Origin of the sequence: Pseudactinotalea suaedae (assembly GCF_009733815.1) — a bacterium.
In the GTDB taxonomy this organism is placed as follows: Bacteria; Actinomycetota; Actinomycetes; order Actinomycetales; family Beutenbergiaceae; genus Pseudactinotalea; species Pseudactinotalea suaedae.
In genome coordinates this window covers 230437-252517 of record NZ_WNXY01000002.1, presented here as the reverse complement: position 1 = coordinate 252517, position 22081 = coordinate 230437, and the positions used below count along the sequence as shown (strand labels likewise).

The window sequence follows — 22081 nt, the reverse complement described above, 5'->3', positions numbered from 1 at the left end:
TCGAGGAACCATCGACCGGTGCGGGGCGATATTGAGGCGAGGGTTGTCGTCGCCTGCGACTAACGTCGGGTGGTCATGATCAGCGCGCCCGAGACCCCCGAGACCCCGCCGCTCGATCGGGAGTCGCCGCGCGCCCCGGTCGCGAAGGACCCTGCGCGTCGGCTGGACTGGCGACGCCTGCGTCGACCCGCCGCGGTGATGGCACTGATCGCGCTGACCGCGGGTGCCTGGGGTCAGGTGCTCGGCACCGCCGCGGCGGGTCGGCTGGCCGAGAACGCCACGCTCGCCGGGCTCGGGCTGCTCGCGCTGTGCGTCGTCGGCGGCGCGCTCCTCGACGGCGCAGGTCAGGTGATCTGGGCGGGGGTCGTGGATCGTGCCGAGGGCAAGCTCCGCAGCGACCTGCTGAACGCGGCGCTGCGACAGCCGCTGTCGGCGCTCTCGGAGCAGGCCGTCGGCGAGGTCCTCGACCGGGTCGACGACGACACCCATGCGGTCGGGACGCTGGTTCGGCGCCAGCTCTGGGGCGCGGGCCGCACGGTGGTCGGCACCGTGCCGATGTGGATCGTCGCCGGGCTCACGTGGTGGCCCGCATGGACTCTGTTCCCGCTGCTGGCGGTCGTGGTGTGGTTCGCCACCCGGCGGATGCTCGGTGAGATCGCCCGCCGCAAGGTCGTCGAGGAGATCGCGTGGACCGACCACGCGGCCGCCTTCGAGGAGGCGGTCGCGGCCCGCAACGACCTGCGCACGAGCCTGGGGCAGGCGTTCGCGGTCCGCCGGCTCGCGCAGCTGTCCGCGCTGGTGCACGAGAAGTTCCTCGCGGTGGTGCGCGTGGAGGAGCGGTTGATCCGGCGCGCCGGGCTGCTCACGTACTCGCTGCTGGCGGCGGTCGCGGTCGCCAGCGCCGCGATCGCGGCCGGCGGCGGGCTGTCCGTGCAGCAGCTGGTCACGCTGTTCCTGGTCACGGCGATGTTCATCGGGCAGATCGACAACCTGGTGCACCACCTGCCCGACATCCAGGAGGGGCTGGGTGCGGTCATCCGGCTGCGTCAGATGCTCGATCTCGAGCCCGAGCCCGAGGGTGGCGACGACGTCCCCTCCGGACCGCTCGACCTCGAGCTCCGCGACCTCACCTTCACCTACGAGGAGGGCACGTTCGCGCTCAGCGGCGTGAACCTCCGGGTCCCGGCCGGCGAGACGATCGCGCTCGTCGGTCGCACCGGCTCCGGGAAGTCCACACTGGCGGCGCTGCTGTCGCGCGCGGTGGAGCCCGAGCGCGGCATGGTCGTCATCGGCGGCGCCGATGTGCGCGACCTCGACCTGCAGAAGCTGCGCCGCGCCGTCGGGGTGGTGACCCAGCGCACCGAGATCCTGGCCGGGACGCTCGCCGAGAACATCGCGCTGTTCGCCGACGTCCCACGGGCCCACATCGAGGCGGCGGTGCACGAGCTCGGCCTGACCGAGTGGGTCTCGGGCATGCCGGACGGCCTCGACACCCTGCTCGGTCCCGGCGGCACCACGCTGTCGGCGGGCGAGGAGCAGCTCGTCGCGTTCGCCCGGCTGCTCGTGCGCGACGTGCAGCTGGTCGTGCTGGACGAGGCCACCGCGCGGATGGACCCGCTGACCGAGGCCCGCGTCGTGTCCGCGTCCGACCGGTTGCTCAGCGGACGTACCGGGGTGCTCATCGCCCACCGCCTCGGCACGATCGAGCGCGCCGGGCTCGTGGCCGTGCTCGACCACGGCCGTGTGGTGCAGCACGGCTCGCGCTCCGAGCTCGCGCGCACGCCTGGCCCGTTCCGGACCTTGGTCGAGGCGGGTGCGAGCGACGGCTCGCTGGACGACGAGGATTACGACAACAACCTCGACCCCGATGCGGCGGCCGCCGACGAGCCTCGGGAGCGCGAGGTCGTCGAGGCACCCGTTGCGAGCACGTCGGGCGTTCCGGGCGACGGTGCCGCTCAGCACTCGGTGGGTGGGCGCCGCCGGACCGGCACCCCGCCGGACGTCCCGGAGCCCGGCTCCGGGCCGAGCCTGGCGCGCGGGATCCTCAACGCCCTGCTGGTGCGACCGAAGTGGGGCCTGTTCGCCGCGCTGCTGTTCCTGCTCTCGGCGCTGGTGGCCGCGCAGGGCGCGGTCAGCGGGTTCCTGTGGGGCCGCACGGTCGAGCAGGTGCAGATCGGCGGCGAGGTCCCTGTGGCGCTCCTGGCGACGCTCGCGGTGCTGCTCCTCACCCAGCCGCTGCTGCTGTCCCGGGCGGTGGGCCTGTACCCGCGCTGGTGGATCGAGATCCTGCTGCGGATCCGGATGAGCGTCATGCACGGGCAGACCCGGCAGCACCGGCTGCCGCCGACGCCGCCCGGCGAGATCGTGGCACGAGCGATGGACGCGGACAGGTTCGCGCGGTACGCGGACCGCTGGGTCGATTTCATCAACGGCCTCCTGATCGTGGTCGTGACGGCGGTGATCAGCGGGACCTGGACGGCGGGCGCCGTGCTGCTGGCGGTCATGGTCATCTCGGCGGCGGCCTCGGCGATCGGACGACCGATCGCCGGCCGGTCGGCCACGAAGTCCTCGGCGGCACGCGCCGGCTTCGGGCGCGCGCTCGTGTCCGCGCTCGACTCCGCGCGCACGGTCAAGCTCGCGGCCCGCACACCCGACGTCCGCCGCCACCTGGCCGAGGTCGACTCCGGCCGGGTGCGCGCCGCGATCTTCGAGCACCGGGTGCAGGCGGTCCTCGACTCGGTGCCGATGGTGACGCTCTACATCGGCGTCGTCGTCGCCTGGGGCTTCCTGCTGACCGAGCGATGGGATCTCGCCACGACGCTGCTGGTCGCCAACGCGGTGACCGGGTTCGCGTGGTTCGGCGTGGTGGCAGGCGCCGTGATCACCGAGGCGCCGGGCACCCGGTCGTGGCAGGTGGCGACCGCCCGGTTCGCCGACGGCGCCGACCTGACGCGCCCGACGCCCGGTGTCGATCTCGTCGACGGCACCGCACCGGCACCCCGGACGCCGCGGCGGCAGCGCCTCGAGCACCTCGAGCTGCGGGACCTGAGCGCGGTCCACGAGGATGGCACGATCGGCGTCTACGGCGTGGACCTCGAGGTGCGGCGCGGCGAGCTGGTGCTGCTCCTCGGGCAGGTCGGCTCGGGCAAGTCGTCGCTGCTGTCCGCGCTGGCCGGTCTGGTGGAGCACACCGGCGGGGTGCGCTGGAACGGCGCCGACGTGGGCGATGCGCAGGAGTTCCTGCGGCCCGCCCAGGTCGCGCACGTGGCGCAGGTGCCGCGGGTGCTCTCCGGCACCTTCGCCGACAACGTCCGGCTCGACCACCCGCGTGACCTCGAGGGCCCGATCCGTGGCGCCCGGCTCACGCAGGACGTCGAGGAGGCCGGGGGGCCGCACTCGCTGGTGGGGCACCGCGGGGTGCGGCTCTCGGGTGGTCAGGTGCAGCGGCTCGCTCTCGCGCGGGCGCTCGCGGCGGACACCGAGCTGTTGCTGGCGGACGACGTCTCGAGCGCGCTGGACGCGACCACCGAGATCGAGCTGTGGGAGGCGCTGCGCGAGCAGGGCACCACGGTGGTCGGCGCGACCTCCAAGCGGGCAGCGCTGTCACGCGCCGACCGTGTGGTGGTGCTGGTCGACGGCACGGTGGCCGACGTCGGCCCGTGGCACCAGCTCTCCCAGCGGTGGAGTCACCTGGCCGGCTGACCGCAGGCCGAGCGCGCCCGGCTGCGGGCAGAACTCGTCGCCCGTCGGCGTGGCAACCGGTTGTCGAGGCCGTCGGCGGCGGTTGGGCGACGACTTCTTCCCAGGTGCGGGCACCCGCGCTCGCCCCGGCGCTGCCGGAACGCGGGGTCGAGGATCAGGTGAGGAGCTCCAGCAGCGCCTGGGCCGCGTTGTGGCCGCCGATGCCGCTGACGGCCCCGCCGCGCACGGCACCGGCGCCGCACACGAGCACCCGCGGGTACCGCGTCGCCACACCCCAGGCCTCGGCGGGGGTGGCAGCAGTCCCGGTCAGCCACGGCCACGCCAGGTCGCCGTGGAAGATGTGGCCGCCGGGCATCCCCAGCTCGGCCTCGATGTCCGCCGGGATCTTCGCCTCCAGGCACGGGCGGCCATCGGCGTCGGTGAGCAGCAGCGGCGCCAGCGGCTCCGCGAGATGGGTCTCCAGACCCGCGAGCGCGGCGGCGACCAGCTGCTCGCGCGGCGTCGGGTCGTCGGCGCGCACGTGCAGCCCGAAGTACGTCAGCGTGTGCACGCCGGCCGCAGCGAGCTCGGGCGACAGGATCGAGCGGTCGGTCAGCGTGTGGCAGTAGACCTCGCCGGGTGGCGGCCCGGGCAGCGAGGAGATCGGCGCGCCCGCCGCGACCGCTCCGTGCACGCGCTCGAGGTCGTCGTACCCCTCGCCGGTGTGCAGCGTCCCCGCGAACGCGACCGCGGGGTCGACCCCGCTGCGCAGCCGCGGCAGCCGCCTCAGCACCATGTTGATCTTCAGCTGGGCGCCGATCGGTCGGGTGCCCGCGGCCTCACCGCACATCGAGTCCAGCACCGCCGGGGCGACCCCGGACAGAACCCAGCCGGGCTCGCGCACGAAGGCACCGCCGTCGGGACCCGAACCGCGCACGGTGACCCCGCCGTCGTGCGGCACCACCGCGCTGACCCGGTGCCCCACGCTGATCCGCACCCCGGCGGCCAGCGCGACCCGCGTGAGCTCGGCGCTGACGGCGCCCATCCCGCCCACGGGCACCCGCCACGGGCCACCGAGCACGTGGTAGAGGAAGCAGCGGTTCTGGAGCAGCGAGTCCTCACGCAGCGAGGCGAACGTCCCGATCAAGGCGTCGGTCGCGACGACGCCGCGGACCAGGTCGTGACCGAACCGGCGCTCCAACGCCTCGCCCAGGGGGCGCTCCACCAGGTCCCGCCAGATCTCGTCGGGCAGGCTCGCGCGCACCTGCTCGCCCGTCGGGAGCCGCTCCAGGAGCGTCGGGGCGAGGCTGTCGGCGAGCGCCTGGGCGTCGTCGTAGAAGCGGCTCCACGCCTCGTGCTCGGCGTCGGACCCGGTCAGCGAGCGGAAGGACGCCCGCGTGGTGGCCAGGTCGTCGGTCACCAGCAGCGCGGCCGGCCCCTGCGGACCGTCGTACGGCGTGCACGAGGCGACCGACCGGTCGGCGAGCCGCACCGCCAGCCCCAGATCGGCGATCAGCGCCGGCGGCATCAGGCTCACGAGGTAGGCGTACCGCGACAGCCGCACGTCCACACCCGGGAACGGCGCCTCGCTGACGGCCGCGCCGCCGACGTGGTCGGCCGCCTCGAGGATCTCGACGGCGAACCCTGACCTGGCGAGGTAGGTGGCCGCCACCAGGGCGTTGTGCCCCCCACCCACGATGACGACGTCCACGACATCGAGCCTAGGACGCGACCGCTCCCCGGTAGGCTGGATACCGACCCAGTCGCCATCCCGAGGAGCGATCGAGGGCCCCGGCCCCGCCCATGTCTGAGAGCACCCCACAGCCAGCGATGTCCACGCCCGGCGGTGCCGCCCGCGTCACCCACCAGGTGACGATCCCCGACGACGTCCCGATGGTCGCCCTCCTCGGTCGTCGTGACGAGGTCCTGCGCGCCATCGAGAAGGGCTTCGACGACGTCGACATGCACGTCCGCGGCAACGTCGTCACCCTGATCGGCCCGCAGGGAGACGTCGCGCTCGCGGAGCGGCTCCTCGACGAGCTCAGCCAGGTCGCCGCGAGCGGTCAGCCGCTGGAGGCCGACGCCGTCGAGCGCGCGATCGCGATCCTGACCGCCGCCACCACGGACCGGCCGGCGCAGGTCCTGACCATGAACATCCTGTCCAGCCGCGGCCGCACGATCAGGCCCAAGACGGTCGGTCAGAAGGACTACGTCGAGGCGATCGATCGGCACACCGTGGTGTTCGGCATCGGCCCTGCCGGCACCGGCAAGACGTACCTGGCGATGGCGAAGGCCGTGCAGGCGCTGCAGGCCAAGCAGGTCAACCGGATCGTGCTGACGCGGCCGGCGGTCGAGGCGGGGGAGCGGCTCGGCTTCCTCCCGGGCACGCTCAACGACAAGATCGACCCGTACCTGCGGCCGCTGTACGACGCGCTGCACGACATGCTCGACCCCGACTCGATCCCGCGGCTGATGGCGGCCGGGACCATCGAGGTCGCGCCGCTGGCGTACATGCGCGGCCGCACGCTCAACGACGCGTTCATCATCCTCGACGAGGCGCAGAACACCTCGGCCGAGCAGATGAAGATGTTCCTGACCCGGCTCGGGTTCGGGAGCAAGGTCGTCGTCACCGGTGACGTCACCCAGGTCGACCTGCCGGGCGGGACCCAGTCGGGTCTGCGCGTGGTGCAGGAGATCCTTACCGACATCGAGGACGTGAAGTTCTGCCGGCTGACCAGCGCCGACGTCGTGCGGCACCGGCTCGTCGCCGACATCATCGATGCCTACGACCGCTGGGACGTGACGCAGCAGGCCGCCGAGCAGGGCGACCGGCGGCAGCGGGGCCCGCGGCACGAGCCCCGGTCAGGGCGGAGCGCGCGGTGAGCACCGACGTCACCAACGAGTCGGGCTACGAGCTGGACGAGATCGAGTTCAGCGACCTGGCCACCTACGTGCTGGACGAGATGCACGTGCACCCGCAGGCCGAGCTGGAGGTCCGGTTCGTCACCACCGAGGTGATGGCCGAGCTCCACGTGCGGTGGATGGACGAGGAGGGACCGACCGACGTCCTGTCCTTCCCCATGGACGAGCTGCGCCCCGGCGACGTGGACGACCCGAGCGAGGAGGGCATCCTCGGATCGGTCGTGGTGTGCCCGGACGTGGCGGTCGTGCAGGCCAAGCAGGCCGGCCACTCGCCCGAGGAGGAGATGCTGCTGCTGACCACGCACGGGATCCTTCACCTGCTCGGGTTCGACCACGCCGAGCCGGAGGACGAGAAGGAGATGTTCGCGCTGCAGCGGCGCCTCCTGCTCACGTTCCTCGCGAACAGATGAGCGGCTTACCCCTCGTCGCTGCGACCACGGGACCGGCCGAGGGTGTCCCGATCAGCCCGCTGCTCCTGCTGGCGCTGGCCTCGATCGCGCTGGGCGCCGTGCTGTCGGCAGGCGAGGAAGCGGCCCGCACGATCACCCGGTCCGCGGCTCATGAGGCCGAGGGCCGGGGCGCGAAGGCCGTGGTCGCGATCGCGGAGGACCCGGTACCCGCTGCACGGGCGACCGCGTACCTGCTGGTCCTGGCCCAGATGACCGGAGCGGTGTGCCTGACGCTCGTGCTGGTCGGGCTGCTCGAGACCTGGTGGCAGGTGCTGGTGGGCTCGATCCTGCTCGCGGCGCTGATCATGATGGTCGTCGTGGGTGCCAGTCCCCGCCGGCTGGGACGGCTCGACCCCACCGCGGTGCTCGCCAACGTCGGACCGCTCATGCTCGCGCTCGCGCGGCTGACCGCACCGGCCGCGCGGCTCGCGGCGCGGCTGGGTGAGCGTGGCGGTCGCACCAGCACCGAGCAGCGCGCCGTCGAGGAGGAAGAGCTGCGCCAGATGGTCGAGCGCGTCAGCGAGAGCGAGCAGATCGACGACGACGAGCGCGAGATGCTGCAATCGGTCTTCGAGCTGGGCTCGACGATCGTGCGCGAGGTGATGGTGCCCCGCACCGACATGGTCTGCCTCGCCGAGGGAACCACGCTGGCCAAGGCACGCAACCTGTTCGTGCGCTCCGGGTTCTCCCGGGTGCCGGTGGTGGGCGAGAGCGTCGACGACCTGCGCGGCATCCTCTACCTGAAGGACCTGCTGCGCTACACGCTGAACAACCCCGACCGCGAGCAGGAGAAGGTCGAGTCGGTCCTGCGGGAGCCCGTGCTGGTGCCCGAGACCAAGCCGGTCGACGACCTGCTCGAGCAGATGCGCACGTCCGGCATCCACATCGCGGTCGCGTTCGACGAGTGGGGCGGGGTGGCCGGCATCGTCACGATCGAGGACATCCTCGAAGAGCTGGTCGGCGAGCTCACCGACGAGCACGACCGCAGCGAGCCCGAGGTGCGCGAGGACGGCGACGGCGGCTACCTGGTCCCGGCTCGGCTCGGGCTGGACGAGCTGGGTGACCTCTTCGAGATCGAGGTCGAGGACGACGACGTCGACACCGTCGCCGGCCTGCTCGCCAAGGCGTTGGGCAAGGTCCCGATCGAGGGTGCCCACACCGTCACCCATGGCCTGACGCTGACGGCGGTCAACGCCGCCGGCAGGCGGCGCCGCATCGACACGATCCGGGTCATGCGTGCTCCGGTCGAGGAAGACCAGGAGGCAAGCCGATGACGGCGAACAACGACAGCGGCGACAGCACCGAGCACCCGGACGGCTTCCGCGCCGGGTTCGTGTGCGTCGTCGGACGCCCCAACGCCGGCAAGTCCACGCTGACGAACGCGCTCGTCGGGCAGAAGGTGGCGATCACCTCCAAGCGCCCGCAGACCACGCGGCGTGCGGTGCGCGGGATCGTCAACCGGCCCGGCGGCCAGCTGGTGCTGGTCGACACCCCCGGGCTGCACCGGCCGCGCACACTGCTCGGCGAGCGGCTGAACGAGCTCGTGCGCGGCACGCTGGCCGAGGTCGACGTCGTCGTCTTCTGCCTGCCGGCCGACCAGAAGGTCGGCCCCGGCGACCGGTTCATCGCCCAGCAGCTGCAGGACAACAGGACCCCCGTGGTCGCGGTGGCGACCAAGGCCGACGCCGTCAAGCAGGAACGACTGGTCGAGCACCTGCTCGAGATCACGGCGCTGGGTGAGTGGGCCGACGTCGTGCCCGTCAGCGCCAAGAGCAACTTCCAGCTGGAGGTCCTGGTCGACGTGATGCTCAGCCACGTGCCCGAGGGCCCGCGGATGTACCCCGAGGGGGAGCTGACCGACGAGCCGGACAACATCATGGTCGCCGAGCTGATCCGCGAGGCGGCACTCGAGGGTGTGCGTGAGGAGCTCCCGCACTCGCTCGCCGTCGTGGTCGAGGAGATCGTCGAGCGGCCGGAGCCGCGACGCGACGGCCGCCGGATGCTCGACGTCCGCGCCGACGTCTACGTCGAGCGCGACAGCCAGAAGGCGATCATCATCGGCGCCGGGGGCTCCCGGCTCCGCGACATCGGTACCCGGTCCCGCCGGGGCATCGAGGCGCTGCTGGGCGCCTCCGTCTACCTGGACCTGCACGTCCGGATCGCCAAGGAGTGGCAGCGCGACCCGAAGCAGCTCCGCCGCCTCGGCTTCTGACCCGCTTTCAACACGATTCCGTCCAGCCCCGGGTTTCAACACGATTCCGTCCAGTCCCGGGTTTCAACACGATTCCGTGCACGCACAGAATGGTGTTGAAACCCTCAGGTGCACGGAATCGTGTTGAAACCGGGGGTGGTTGGGGGAAGGTGCGGAGACGTCATACCCTGAGGCGCGTGAAAGCCAGGTTCGTGCTCGCTGTGCTGGGCACGATCCTCTTGCTGGGGCTGATCGGCTCGCTGGCCGGGCCCCGCTGGGACCCCCAGCCGCTTCCCGACCCGCTCACCGTGGAGTCCGACGACGTCGCGGTCGTCACCGACGAGCCGACGACGGCGATCGGCACCTATGAGACGACCGCCACCGACATCGAGATCGAGCTCGACGGCGCGACCGTCACCGCGCGCCTGACCGCGCCCGTCGGTGCTCCGCCCGGGCAGCCGGGCATGCTGTTCATGCACGGCGCCGGGACCGCGGGCCATACGAACTTCACCGATCAGGCGCAGGCGCTGGCGAGCGCAGGCGTCTACGTGCTGGTCCCGGCGAAGCGGATGGACACCTACACCACGTCCTCGCGCGACTACGTGGCGATGGCGCGCGACTACCTCGTCTCGTGGGACCTCCTCGCCTCCACCCCCGGCGTCGATCCCAGCAGGGTCGGCATCTACGGCGAGAGCGAGGGTGCCTGGATCTCACCGGTCGCCGCCGTGCTCGAGCCCGAGGTCGCGTTCCTGGTGCAGGTCTCGGCGCCGGTGGTGCCGCCGCGCGAGCAGGGCGCGTTCGCGATGGACAACTACCTGCGCAACACGCACGTACCGTGGCCGGTGTTCCGGGCCATCCCGCGGGCGGCCGGGGCGAACATCCCCGGGGGCGGCTTCGAGTACGTCGACTTCGACGTTGCGCCCTGGCAGCAGCAGCTCTCCCAGCCGGTGCTGATGGTCTACGGCACCGGGGACAGCTCGATGCCGCTGATCCAGGGTCCGCAGCAGGTGATCGACGACATGGCGGTCAACGGCAACGACGCTTTCACGCTGCGGTACTTCGCCGGCGCCAACCACGGGATCCGGATCGAGCAGAGCCTCGCGCCCGGCTTCACCGACGTCCTGGCCGCGTGGACCCTCGGGCTCCCCGGCAGTGCCGACGCCGCGCCGCGGGTCGCCGGTGACCAGCCCGAGCAGCAGTACGAGGCGCAGCCGCTCCCGCGACCGCGGTGGTACGCCGACGGCGACATGCTGATCTGGTCGGTCGTGGTCTCGGCGCTGCTGCTGGTGATCGGACCGCTGCTGTGGGTCGCGACGGCGTTGCCACGCCGCCGGGTGGGGCGGCGGCTCCCCGCACCCGCGGCGCGGCACACGGCAGCGACCGGCCTGGCCGCGGTCGCCGTGCTCGTGGTGTTCGTGGCCTACTGCACGCAGGTGGCCGACCTCGCGCTCAACTACCGGAACAACGACCTCGTCGTGCTCGGCGGCTGGGTCCTCGTGCAGGCCGTCGGGGCGCTCGCTGCCGGCGTGCTGGTGCGCAGCGTGTGGGTCGCGAGGCCGCTGCACCCCGGGCGGTGGGGCGGCGGGGACGAGCAGGCGGGCGTGGCCGGCCGCATCCTCTGGTGGGCCACGCACGCCGGCGCGGTCGGGCTGCTGCTCGTCGCCGCCTACTGGGGCGTCTACCCTGCCGTGGTGTAGGTCTGCCCCTCCCGACCGGCTCGCCCTGCTCGCGAATCCTCATAGGATCGTTCCCGATGTCCACCGACGACCGCGCGACGCCGACGAGATTCGGGGCGCTCACCGACACCGGCGGTCGGCGAGCGGTCAACGAGGACGCGGTGCTCGCCCAGCCGCCGGTCTTCTGCGTCGCCGACGGGATGGGTGGCCACAGCCGGGGCGCGATGGCGTCCGCCGCCGTGGTCGGTGCCTTCGCCCAGCTGGCCTCCAGCCTCGAGAGCGACCCCGGCACGGCCGAGGTGTCCGCCGAGCAGGTGCAGGCCGCCGTCGTCGACGCCCAGGCACGCATCCGCGCCGAGCTCGGGCTGACCGCTCCCGAGTCCGACGCCGAGATGACGGCGGGGTCCACGCTCGCGGGCGTGATCCTCACACGGGCGGACGAACGGCTCTGCTGGTTGGCCTTCAACGTGGGCGACTCCCGCATCTACCGGTTCGCGGGCGGCGGCCTCAGCCGCGTCAGCGTCGACCACTCGGTGGTCCAGGAGATGATCGACGCCGGCGAGATCGACGAGCAGCAGGCCCTCAGCCACCCGATGCGGAACATGATCACCCGCGCCGTCGGCAGCGGCGTCGAGGTCAGCCCCGACTTCTGGCTCCTGGGAGCCGGCGCGGGCGACCGGCTGCTCCTGTGCAGCGACGGACTGGTCAACGAGGTCCCCGAGTCCGAGATCGCCGCCACGCTGGCCGGCGGTGGCACGCCCCGACAGGTCTGCGAGACGCTGATGGCACGCGCGACCTACCGTGGCGCCCGTGACAACGTCTCGGTGGTCGTGGTCGATCTCGACCGCTCGACCCAGGTCGACGAGGTGACCGCACCGCGACTTGCCGGAGCGCACGATCCGGAGGACACGATGCCCCGCGAGTACGCCAGATGATCCGATCACTCATGAAGGAGACGGTGGCACCATGACCGACTACGCCTACGGGCCGGGGGAGTGGACGGCGCTCGCTCACGGTGGCAGGGCCGCGATCCTCGATCCGGCGATCTCCGCCGAGGCCGTCACGCGCATCTGGGAGTCGTTGTCCCAGGGCGGTGCGCTGGAGTCGTGGCTCGAGGTGCTCGCCGGGAACGGCCTGGCCTCGCTGCCCAGCTTCGGCTTCGTCGAGCCCGGTGAGGACGGCGTCCGTGTCGTCGTGCGTGGCGCGGTCACCGCGGTCGTGGAGGACCACGAGATCTCGGCCGGAGGCATGCGCACGTGGCGCGAGCACGTGGCGCCGATCGACACCGGGGTGCTCCTGCACGTGGCACCGGGTGAGGCGAGCTACCCGCTGATCGGTGGCATCGTCCTGGCCTCGAGCCTGCAGGTCGGCGATCTGGTCGAGACCACCGCGGGCGAGGAGAGCAGCGCCGAGGGCGCCGAGCCCGACGATGCGGAGCCTTCTCCATCGGTTGACGGCGCGGCCGCAGGTGCTGCGGCCGCCGGCGCAGGGTGGGTCTCGGAGATGTCGGCGGACGAGGACCCCGAGGTCGACGACGACGCTGCGCAGGTCGACGACGTCGCGCAGGTCGACGATGCCCTGCAGGCCGACGAGGCCGCGCAGGCCGACGACGTCGAGCCCGACTTCGTGCTGGACGCCGACGACGAGGCGGCCGAGGCCGCAGAGGCGGCCGAGGCGGCCGAGGCCGAGCGGGTCGATGACGTCGAGTCCGCGGGCGAGGCCGCGCTCGAGGGGGCGTGGACCGAGGCTGCTCCCGAGGGCGCGTGGGCCGATGAGGCCGTCGTCGCCCAGCTGCAGGACCTGCCCGACGGCCAGGAGGCCGCCGGCGAGGCACCGCTCGCCCCGCCGGAGTACCAGCCCTGGGCGGCGCCGGCGCCCGTCGAGGTGCACGCCAACCAGTGGGGCCCGCCCGGCAGCCAGCCCGAGGAGCAGTCCTTCGAGCAGCAGCCCCAGCCGGAGCCGCAGCCCTGGCACCAGCCGGCTGCCCAGCCAGAGCCGCAGCCGTGGCAGCAGCCTCAGCCGCAGCAGACCGACGAGCTCGCGGGCGACCACGACGGCTACACGATGCGAGCCGCTGACGTGCCGCAGCCCGTGCAGGAGCCCCCGGTCGACCACACCCTCGCCCCGGCGCACGAGGAGGAGGGCGGCGAGCAGTCGTCCCAGGGACCGGTGATGCAGCTGTCGCTGTCGACCGGGCAGCAGGTCGAGCTCGACCGGTCGGTCCTGATCGGGCGCGCGCCCGAGTCGTCGCGGTTCGGGTTCGGCGAGACGCCCCGTCTCGTCACGGTCCCCAGCCCGCAGCAGGACATCTCGCGCACCCACGTCGAGATCAAGCTCGAGGGCGACTCGGTGCTGGTCACCGACCTGCGCTCGACCAACGGCACGGTCGTGGTGCTCCCGGGATCGCCGCCCCGGCGGCTGCACCCGGGCGAGAGCGTCCCGGTCCCGGCCGGGACCGTGATCGATCTCGGTGACGGCGTGACGGCGGTCGTCGGCCTTCCTGGCACGACCACCCCGATCGCCCACTGACGCGCCGGTGGCCAGCAAGCGCCCACCGGCTCCGCCGCCCGAGATCCCCGGTTTCACCTACATCCAGCTGCTGGGCTCGGGCGGGTTCTCCGACGTCTTCCTGTACGAGCAGGAGCTGCCGAGACGGCGGGTCGCGGTCAAGGTGTTGCTGGCGCACGCCTCCGGCGAGTCGGCGAGGGCGCAGTTCGTCGCCGAGGCGAACCTGATGGCGCAGCTCTCGACGCACCCCTCGATCGTGACGATCTACCACGCCGACACCGCCGCCGACGGCCGGCCCTACCTGATGATGGAGTACTGCCCGCGACCGAACATGTCGGTGCGGTACCGCACCGAGCGGATCGCGGTCGCCGAGGCGATCCGGATCGGGATCCGGCTGGCGGGCGCCGTCGAGACGGCGCACCGGATCGGCATCCTGCACCGCGACATCAAGCCGGCCAACGTCCTCACGACCGATTACGGCTGGCCGGCGCTGACCGACTTCGGCATCTCGGTGCTCTCGACCGCGACGCCGAGCAGCGAGGCGGTCGGCATGTCGATCCCGTGGGCGGCCCCGGAGTTCTTCGCCGAGGACGCGATCCGCGGCATCCCGGGCGACGTGTACTCGCTCGCCGCGACCGTCTACACGCTGCTCAAGGGGAGCTCGCCGTTCGAGGACCCGGGCGGCCCGAACTCCGCGCTGGACCTGATCACGCGCGTGGAGCGCAACCCCGTGCCGCCGATCGGCCGTCCGGACGCGCCGGGCTCGCTGGAGTCGGTGCTGGTGCGTGCGATGGCGAAGCGGCCCGAGGCCCGCTACCCGAGCGCTGCGGCGTTCGGTCGCGCGCTGCAGCGCGTCGAGCAGGAGATGCAGCTGTCGCAGACCTCGCTCGACCTCCCCGACACCTCCTGGGCCCACACCGAGGAGGTCGACACCGACGACCTGCGCACGCGCGCCCGCATGGTCACCACGGTGCAGCAGGGGCTCGCGTCGGACTCGACCGTGCCTCCGCAGCCGATGGCACCGCCCGCGAGCCCGGAGGGCCACGCCCTCCCGGCGCCGCCGGGAGAGGGGGACCGACGACGGCGCTGGCCGGCCCTGCTCGCCTCGCTCGCCGTCGTGATGGCGATCCTCGCCGTCGTGATCATCGGGGCCCTGAACCGGCCGGACACCCCGATCACCGAGACGACGACCTCGCCGCCCCCGACCGAGCAGGTCCCGACCGACTCCCTCGAGTACCCGCCGCCGCCCGAGGACCTCACCGGCGAACGCGTGGCCGACGGCCCGGTCCGGTTCACCTGGGCGGCGCCGGAGTGGGAGGACGAGCTCACCTACATCTGGCGCATCCGAGGCGCGGACAACACCGAGCAACCGGTCGCGGGGACGACGCTGGACGTCGATCAGCCCGGTACGGTGTGTGTCGAGGTCGCCTCCCGCACCGACAGGGGCACCCTCTCGGACTACGTCGGGGTGTGCGCGGGATGAGCGGCGTCGCATGAACCAAGCACCATCGGCGAGACGGGGTTGATCAGATGGGCCTGCAGGTCGAGTTCTGCGGTGAGTGGTACGACCTCGATGAGGCCCAGCCGTTCCAGATCGGGCGCGAGGGCGATCTCGAGGTCGACGAGAACCCCTACCTGCACCGCAGGTTCCTGACGATCAACTACCACGAGGGCCTGTGGTGGCTGGAGAACGTCGGGTCGCGGCTGTCGGCCACCGTCTCCGACGGCGAGGGCAACGTGCAGGCGTGGCTGGCACCGGGAGCCCGGCTGCCGCTGGTGTTCGCGCACACCACGGTGCTGTTCACGGCGGGCCCGACCACCTATGAGCTCGGCATCGTCGGCGACGAGCCCACGTTCACTTCGGCCGTGAACGAGCACACCGAGGTCGGCGAGACCACGATCGGTCCGGTCACCTTCACCGACTCCCAGAAGCTGCTGATCCTCTCGCTCGCGGAGCCGGTGCTCCGGGGGCGCGGCAGCACCGCCTCGATCCCCACGTCGGCCGATGCCGCCAAGCGGCTCGGCTGGAGCATCACCCGGTTCAACCGCAAGCTCGACAACGTGTGCGAGAAGCTCAGCCGGCACGGCGTGCGTGGGCTGCGCGGCGGTCAGCAGCAGCTCGCCGTCAACCGCCGGGCCCGGCTCGTCGAGCACAGCGTGGCGTCGCGGCTGGTCGTCGCGGCGGACCTCGAGCTGCTGGAGAAGAACGCCGAGGAGGTGGCCGCAGCCGCTGCCGCGGCGGCCGAGGTGGAGCGGTCCGAGCAGTCGACGCAGGCCGTCAAGGTCGACTGACCCGGGCACCGGTGCCCATCGGGGCAGCGGGAGCCCGCCGTTAGGATGTCACCCGGCCGTGCCGCGAGCGCTCGCACGCGAACGGTCCCGCGAGTGTTGACGGGCTGATGGGGGAGTGGCGCATGCCGGGGAGGCGGCTGTCGTGGTTGCGCGACCGCAGGCGCGTCGCCAGCGCTCTCGTCGTCGCCTTGGTCGTCGGGACGATCGTCGCGCTCTCGCTCAACTACCGCGGTGTGGCCACCGCCGACGTGGAGCTGAACGACGGCGGGGTGTGGGTCTCGAACGAGAACAGCGTCCTGGTGGGTCGGCTCAACTACCCGGTCCGCGAGATCGACGCGACACTGGCGGCGGACACCCCCGACATCGACGTGCTGCAGCGGAGCGACGACGTGCTCATGCACGACCCGAGCGCCGGCCTGCTGCGCCGCATCGACACGGTCAACGTGCAGTTCGCCGGCTCGTCGGTGGCGCTGCCACCCGCCGCACAGCTGGGTCTGGGCGAGGGCGCCGTCGCCGTGCTGGACCCGGCGGACGGCCGGCTGTGGGTGACGCCACCCACCTCGCTCGCGGTGATCGAGGACGCGACGGTGTCACCGACCGCGACCTTCGGCGAGGGCGCTCACATGGCGATCGGTGACGACGGCACGGTCGTCGTGCTCGACGTGGTCGACAACGAGGTGCTCACGTACGCGCCCGAGGTCTGGCAGGCGCTCTCGGGGCAGGCGGTCGAGGGAGCGGACGAGGCGACCGACGGCGATGCCGCCACCGGTGCCGGCGCGCAGCCCACCGAGACCGAGACGAGCGCGGACGAGGCGCAGCCGAGCGAGGAGGAGACGACCGCGGCTCCCGAGGTCACCGTCCTCGGTGACGACGTGGACCTGACCACGTCGGAGATCCAGATCGCCGTGGTGGGCGACGACGTGGTCGTGCTCGCCTACGAGGCCGAGGACGCCACGCTCACGCTGCTGCGTCCGGACTCCGACCCGATCGACCTGACCGGGCTCGACGTCGACCACGCGAGCGCGCTGCTCCAGGCCACCAGCAGGGATGGTGACCAGGCCGCGATCGCGACGAGCGACGCCGTCGTGCTGGTCCCGCTCGACGGCGGCGAGCCGCGCGTCGTGCCGACCGCGCAGCCCGGGCCGCCCGCGCAGCCGGTGCAGGTCAACGGCTGCGTGCACAGCGCGTGGGCGGGCGCCACGCCGACCTACCTGCGGGTGTGCGGCGACGACCAGCCGGAGGAGCAGCAGGTCCCGCAGGCGGCGGTCGGTGCCGAGCTGGTGTTCCGCGTCAACCGGAACCTCGTGGTCCTCAACGACCTGCGCAGCGGTGACGTCTGGATGCTCGAGGATCGACTGGTCCTGGTGGAGAGCTGGGAGGACGTGATCTCCTCCGACGCCGAGGACGAGGAGACCGAGGAACCCTCCGAGCAGGAGACCGACGAGGTCCCGCTCGACCGCGAGGCGGAGAACCAGGACCCGACGGCGGAACCCGACGAGTTCGGCGTGCGACCGGGCCGCACCGTGGTGCTGCCGGTGCTGGACAACGACAACGACCCGGACGGCGACCTGCTCACGGTGACCTCGGTGTCGCAGCCGGCGGCGTCGTTCGGGGAGGTCGAGACGATCCTGGGCGGCCGTGCTGTGCAGATCCGCGTCTCGCCCGACGCGTCCGGTCAGGTGGTGCTCGACTACGCGATCGCCGACGGTCGCGACGGCCAGGACGCCTCGACGATCACGATCGACGTCATCGGCGCATCCCGGAACTCGCCCCCGGAGCAGCTGCGCGAGATCGAGCCGCTGGTCGTGGCCGGGCAGTCGGTCGAGGTGAACATCCTCAACGACGTCCGCGACCCCGAGGGCGACGAGATCTTCCTCCTCGGCGCCCAGTCCGACGACACCCTCAACACCTCGGTGCGCCCCGACGGTCTCGTCACGATCACCGACCTCGGTATCAGCACCGGGCGCAAGCAGGTGATCGTCCAGGCCAGCGACGGCAGCGACAGCGCGGAGGTGGTGCTCGACCTCGAGGTGCTGCCGGACGTCGCGGCGCCGCCGGAGGCGGTGTTCGACTTCGCGACCGGGTTCGTGGACGAGCCCATCCTGGTGACACCGATCGCCAACGACATCGACCCCAACGGCAAGCCGCTCGACCTGGCGATCGTCACGCCGACCAACGGTGGCGAGCAGCGCACCGACACCGCGAACGACACGTTCACGTTCACCGCGCCCACCGCCGGTGTCTACTACCTGACGTACGTGGTCACCGACGACGACGGGCTCAACGCCGAGGGACTCGTCCGCGTCGACGTGGTCCAGCCGAACGGCGAGCTGCCCCCGGTCGCGGTGAGCGACACCGCGCTGCTGCCGCCCGGCGGCTCGGTGGCCGTGGACGTGCTCGACAACGACAGCGACCCCGCCGGCGGTGTGCTCGCCGTGCAGAGCATCGACGTGCCCGACGGCTACGGGCTGCAGGTCGCCATCCTCGACCACCGGGTGCTGCGGGTGACGTCCGAGTCGACGCTGAACGGGCCGGTGACGATCGGCTACACGGTCTCCAACGGCATCCGCTCGGCGGAGGGGGCGGTCACCGTGATCCCGCTGAGCGGGCAGAGCGACGCGCTGGGCCCGAAGCCGAATCCCGACGCCGCCACCGTGCGCACCGGCGACCACGTCACCATCCCGGTGCTGCGCAACGACGTGCACCCCAACGGCGTCGACTTCCACGTGAGCGGGATCGAGGTCCCCGACGACATGCCGGGGCTGCCGTTCGTCAGCCAGGACCTGGTGCGCTACGCGGCCCCGGACGAGCCCGGCACGTACAAGTTCACCTACACGGTGACCGATGACAACGACCGCTCCGACTCGGCGACGATCACGATCTATGTCGAGGCGCGCGGTGACGAGGCGAACGCGCCGCCGGAGCCCGCCGACGTCGAGGTCCGCGCGTTCGCCGGCGAGCGGATCCGGATCCCGATCGACATCTTCGGCATCGACCCCGACGGCGACTCGGTGCAGCTGGTGGGGCCCACGACCTCCCCGGAGCGCGGCCGGATCGTCGACGTGCAGTCCGGCTACATCGACTACATCGCCTTCAACTCGGCCGAGGGCGGCACCGACACCTTCGAGTTCTCCGTGCGGGACCGCCAGGGCGCGATCGGCACGGCCACGGTGACGATCGGGGTGATCCCGCCGCCGAGCACGAACCGGAGCCCGGTCACCGCGGCCGACCACATCACGGTCCGGCCGGACCGCAGCATCCAGGCTGACGTGCTGCTCAACGACACCGATCCCGACGGCGACCAGCTGACGTTCGCCGACCCTGCCGTCGTGGAGTCACCTGCCGGGCTCGAGGTCGGGGTCGAGGAGGGGCTGCTGACGTTCACCTCGCCCTCGGAGGAGGGCGACTACACCATCCTCTACAAGGCCGACGACACGCACGGCGGCCAGGACATCGGCTCCCTCACGGTCACGGTCGACGCCGATGCGCCGTTCATCCCGCCGGTCGCCCTCGACGACCTCGTGCCGGCGACCCAGCTGATCGATGCGGTCACGGTCGACGTGGAGGTGCTGGCCAACGACTACGACCCGGACGGCTCGAGCGCCGACCTGACCGTCGCGCTGCCGGACGGCGAGGACGCCGTGACGATCCTCGACGACGGCCGGCTGCGGGTCCCGGTGACCCCGACCCGTCAGGTGATCACCTACCAGGTCACCGACGTCGACGGCGAGAGCACCTACGCCTTCGTCGAGGTGCCGGGCACCGAGGACACCGGTCCGGTGCTGCGCTCGGACGTCGAGCTGCGGGTGAACTCCGGCGAGGAGCTGCTGGTCGAGCTCGAGGAGACGGTCGTCTCGCTCACGGGCCGCCCGGTGCGGCTGTTCGACCTCGACGGCGTCACCGCCACCAACAGCGACGGCGGCCCGTACGTCGTCGACGAGGACACGATGCGTTTCGTGTCCGCCGAGGGTTACGCCGGGCCGGCGTCGATCACGTTCTCCGCGACCGACTTCGCCGACATCAACGCCGCCGACGTGATCTCCTCGGTCATCACGATCCCGATCGAGGTGATCGCGACCACCGACCAGCCGCCGACGTTCCGCAACGGCTCGATGGAGCTGGAGGCCGGAGGCGACCCGGTCAGCATGGACATCGGCCGGCTGGCCGACGACCGCGACACCGCGATCTCCGACCTCGAGATCACGCTCGGCGAGGTCCCCTCAGGGTTCGACGCCCGGCTGGAGAACGGCGTCATCCTCACCGCGTCGGCCGACCTCGAGACGCCGCGCGGCACCACCGTCGACCTGCCGGTCCAGATCAGCGACGGCACGAACCCTCCCGTGGACGGTGTCATCACGCTCACGGCCACCGGCAGCACCGCGCCGTTGCTGGTCGCGAACGACGACGACATCGGGGAGGTGCACCAGGGTGACTCGGTCTCGGTGCCGGTGCTCGACAACGACACCAACCCGTTCGAGGGGCGTCCGCGCACGATCGTCGATGCGTTCGTCGAGACGGGCGCAGGGACTGCGAGCGTCCAGGGCGACAGCGTCGTGGTGACTCCGGCCGCCGACTACGTCGGTCGGCTGGTCGTGGTGTACACGGTCGAAGACGCGACCGGTGAGCCCGAACGCCGGCGGGAGGCGCGGATCACCGGCACGGTTCTCGGTGTTCCGGAGGTGCCGGCGCGGCCGGCGATCGAGTCGGTCGGCAACCGGGAGGTCGTCGTCGACATCACGCCGCCGGACGACAACGGCTCGCCCATCACCGGCTACGAGGTCACGGCCAGCGGCGGCGGCACCACGACGTGCGCGACCACGACCTGCCGCATCGCCGGGCTCACCAACGACGTCACCTACACCTTCACCGTGGTCGCGATCAACGACGTCGGGCGGTCCGAGCCGAGCGCGTCCTCGGCCGAGGCTCGCCCGGACGTGTCGCCCGGTCCGGTGCCGGCACCGTCGGTCGAGTTCGGTGACACCGAGCTGCACCTGGCGTGGTCCGCGCCGACCAACGAGGGCTCTCCGATCCACACCTACGACGTGCAGATCTCACCGCCGCCCCCGAACGGGCAGTCGCAGATCTCGCTCGACGGCGGGGCGAGCAGCTACACGTGGGCCGGCCTGACCAACGGCGTCACCTACGAGTTCCGGCTGCGCGCGCACAACGACGCGCCGGACGCCGGTGCGTGGGGTGACTGGTCGCGCGGCGAGTACCCCTCGGGGCCGCCCGCGCGCCCGGCGACGCCGTCGATGACGCGCATCGACACGCCCGCGGGCGGGCAGGTGCAGGCCACCTGGACGGCACCGAACAACAACGGCGACACGATCGCGGCCTATCACGTGACGCTCTACCGCAACGGCGTGGTCTACCGCACCGTGTCGGTCGACGGCGGCACACTGACGCGCATCTTCGACGTCGAGAACGGCTTCGACTACAGCGTCAGCGTGGTCGCCGAGAACCGGTCCGGCCGATCCGAGGCGTCCGCGCAGTCGGCACCCGTGACCTCGTTCGGCGCGCCGGGCCAGGTGGCCGGGGTGTCGGCGGCACCGACCGGGAACAGCGGGCAGATCAGCGTCAGCTACGGCACCCCGTCCGACAACGGGCAGGCGATCCAGCGGTTCGAGTACCGGCTCAGCAGCGGCGGCAGCGGGAACCTCGGTACGAGCCCCGCGAACATCGGGGGGCTCAGCAACGGCACGGCGTACACGGTGCAGGTCCGCGCCTGCAACACCTACTGCGGCGCCTGGAGCGCGGCATCGAACGCAGCGGCTCCCTACGGACCCCCCTCCCAGCCGCCGTCATCCGGGAGCATCACCTCCTCGGCGAACGGCCGGACGGTGGCCTTCAGCTGGAACTACCCGGCGAACAGCAACGGTGCGGCGATCACCGGTGCACAGATCGAGATCGACGGCAACACACGCAACGAAGGGCGTACGGGCACCGTCTCGGCCGGTGGTAACTGGGAGCAGAACCACACCTTCCGCATTCGGGTGCAGAACGAGCATGGTCAGTGGAGCTCGTGGTCCAGCGTGCGCAACCAACGTGCGGAGGCCGACCCGACGCCACCCGTGGTGATCGGGGTGGATCGCGGGAGCCCGATCACGTGCGAGAACGGCGGTGGCTCCTGCCGAGTCGTCGTCCTCACGTATGAGAACCTGCCGCAAGGTACCTACAGCGCATCGTTCACGACCAACAGCAGCAACTGCAGCCACGGCCGCTCGTACACGGTGACGGCCGGCGGAACGGGCTCGTGGGCATCGACGGCCCACTACGGCACCAGCTGCAACGGCACCGTGACCTGGCGACTCAGCGGTTCTGCGGGTTCGTTCGAGGGCACCGACAACTGGTAGGCGACCATG

Annotated in this window: 12 protein-coding genes; 11 read left to right on the top strand and 1 reads right to left on the bottom strand. The window is 72.1% G+C overall.

The window, feature by feature from the left end; genetic code table 11:
• Positions 1-75 precede the first annotated feature (75 nt).
• Positions 76-3702 carry an ATP-binding cassette domain-containing protein gene (locus GPA04_RS04535; protein WP_156222814.1) on the top strand — a complete coding sequence of 1209 codons (3627 nt, stop codon included), beginning with the start codon at positions 76-78 and terminating at the stop codon, positions 3700-3702.
• Between the two features lie 154 nt (positions 3703-3856).
• On the opposite strand, the gene GPA04_RS04530 is transcribed toward GPA04_RS04535, so the two are convergent.
• Positions 3857-5392, bottom strand: a complete 1536-nt coding sequence (locus GPA04_RS04530; protein ID WP_156222812.1) for a phytoene desaturase family protein — start codon at positions 5390-5392, stop codon at positions 3857-3859.
• A 119-nt stretch (positions 5393-5511) separates the two neighbouring features.
• Between GPA04_RS04530 and GPA04_RS04525 the strand changes: the two genes are divergently transcribed.
• From GPA04_RS04525 to GPA04_RS04480, 10 genes are all read left to right on the top strand, one after another.
• The gene (locus GPA04_RS04525; RefSeq protein WP_241680605.1) at positions 5512-6564 is read left to right on the top strand and encodes a PhoH family protein; all 1053 of its coding nucleotides are present in this window, start codon (positions 5512-5514) and stop codon (positions 6562-6564) included.
• The gene (gene ybeY, locus GPA04_RS04520; RefSeq protein WP_156222808.1) at positions 6561-7013 is read left to right on the top strand and encodes an rRNA maturation RNase YbeY; all 453 of its coding nucleotides are present in this window, start codon (positions 6561-6563) and stop codon (positions 7011-7013) included. Before GPA04_RS04525 ends, ybeY begins: the two co-directional genes overlap by 4 nt.
• Positions 7010-8326, top strand: a complete 1317-nt coding sequence (locus GPA04_RS04515; protein ID WP_156222806.1) for a hemolysin family protein — start codon at positions 7010-7012, stop codon at positions 8324-8326. Before ybeY ends, GPA04_RS04515 begins: the two co-directional genes overlap by 4 nt.
• Complete coding sequence (era, locus tag GPA04_RS04510) at positions 8323-9264, top strand: GTPase Era (protein WP_156222804.1); 942 nt, start codon at positions 8323-8325, stop codon at positions 9262-9264. Before GPA04_RS04515 ends, era begins: the two co-directional genes overlap by 4 nt.
• Positions 9265-9440: 176 nt before the next feature.
• Positions 9441-10940 carry an alpha/beta hydrolase family protein gene (locus GPA04_RS04505; protein ID WP_241680604.1) on the top strand — a complete coding sequence of 500 codons (1500 nt, stop codon included), beginning with the start codon at positions 9441-9443 and terminating at the stop codon, positions 10938-10940.
• A gap of 56 nt (positions 10941-10996) precedes the next feature.
• Entirely contained in the window at positions 10997-11854 is an 858-nt protein-coding gene (locus GPA04_RS04500) for a PP2C family protein-serine/threonine phosphatase (RefSeq protein WP_156222800.1), read from the top strand.
• Between the two features lie 31 nt (positions 11855-11885).
• Complete coding sequence (locus tag GPA04_RS04495) at positions 11886-13448, top strand: FHA domain-containing protein (RefSeq protein WP_156222798.1); 1563 nt, start codon at positions 11886-11888, stop codon at positions 13446-13448.
• A 7-nt stretch (positions 13449-13455) separates the two neighbouring features.
• On the top strand, positions 13456-14910 hold the full coding sequence (locus tag GPA04_RS04490) for a serine/threonine-protein kinase (RefSeq protein ID WP_156222796.1): 1455 nt from the start codon (positions 13456-13458) through the stop codon (positions 14908-14910).
• 47 nt (positions 14911-14957) lie between these two features.
• Positions 14958-15719, top strand: coding sequence for a hypothetical protein (locus GPA04_RS04485; protein WP_241680603.1), 762 nt, complete (start codon positions 14958-14960; stop codon positions 15717-15719).
• Between the two features lie 122 nt (positions 15720-15841).
• Complete coding sequence (locus GPA04_RS04480) at positions 15842-22072, top strand: Ig-like domain-containing protein (RefSeq protein WP_156222794.1); 6231 nt, start codon at positions 15842-15844, stop codon at positions 22070-22072.
• The last annotated feature ends 9 nt before the right edge of the window (positions 22073-22081 follow it).

What these genes read in the sequence shown, in the direction of transcription:
- GPA04_RS04495 (WP_156222798.1), top strand. Translation starts at nt 11,886, where the DNA reads ATGACCGACTACGCCTACGGGCCGGGGGAGTGGACGGCGCTCGCTCAC.
- era (WP_156222804.1), top strand. Translation starts at nt 8,323, where the DNA reads ATGACGGCGAACAACGACAGCGGCGACAGCACCGAGCACCCGGACGGC.
- GPA04_RS04535 (WP_156222814.1), top strand. Translation starts at nt 76, where the DNA reads ATGATCAGCGCGCCCGAGACCCCCGAGACCCCGCCGCTCGATCGGGAG.
- GPA04_RS04525 (WP_241680605.1), top strand. Translation starts at nt 5,512, where the DNA reads ATGTCCACGCCCGGCGGTGCCGCCCGCGTCACCCACCAGGTGACGATC.
- GPA04_RS04500 (WP_156222800.1), top strand. Translation starts at nt 10,997, where the DNA reads ATGTCCACCGACGACCGCGCGACGCCGACGAGATTCGGGGCGCTCACC.
- GPA04_RS04480 (WP_156222794.1), top strand. Translation starts at nt 15,842, where the DNA reads ATGCCGGGGAGGCGGCTGTCGTGGTTGCGCGACCGCAGGCGCGTCGCC.
- GPA04_RS04515 (WP_156222806.1), top strand. Translation starts at nt 7,010, where the DNA reads ATGAGCGGCTTACCCCTCGTCGCTGCGACCACGGGACCGGCCGAGGGT.
- GPA04_RS04485 (WP_241680603.1), top strand. Translation starts at nt 14,958, where the DNA reads ATGGGCCTGCAGGTCGAGTTCTGCGGTGAGTGGTACGACCTCGATGAG.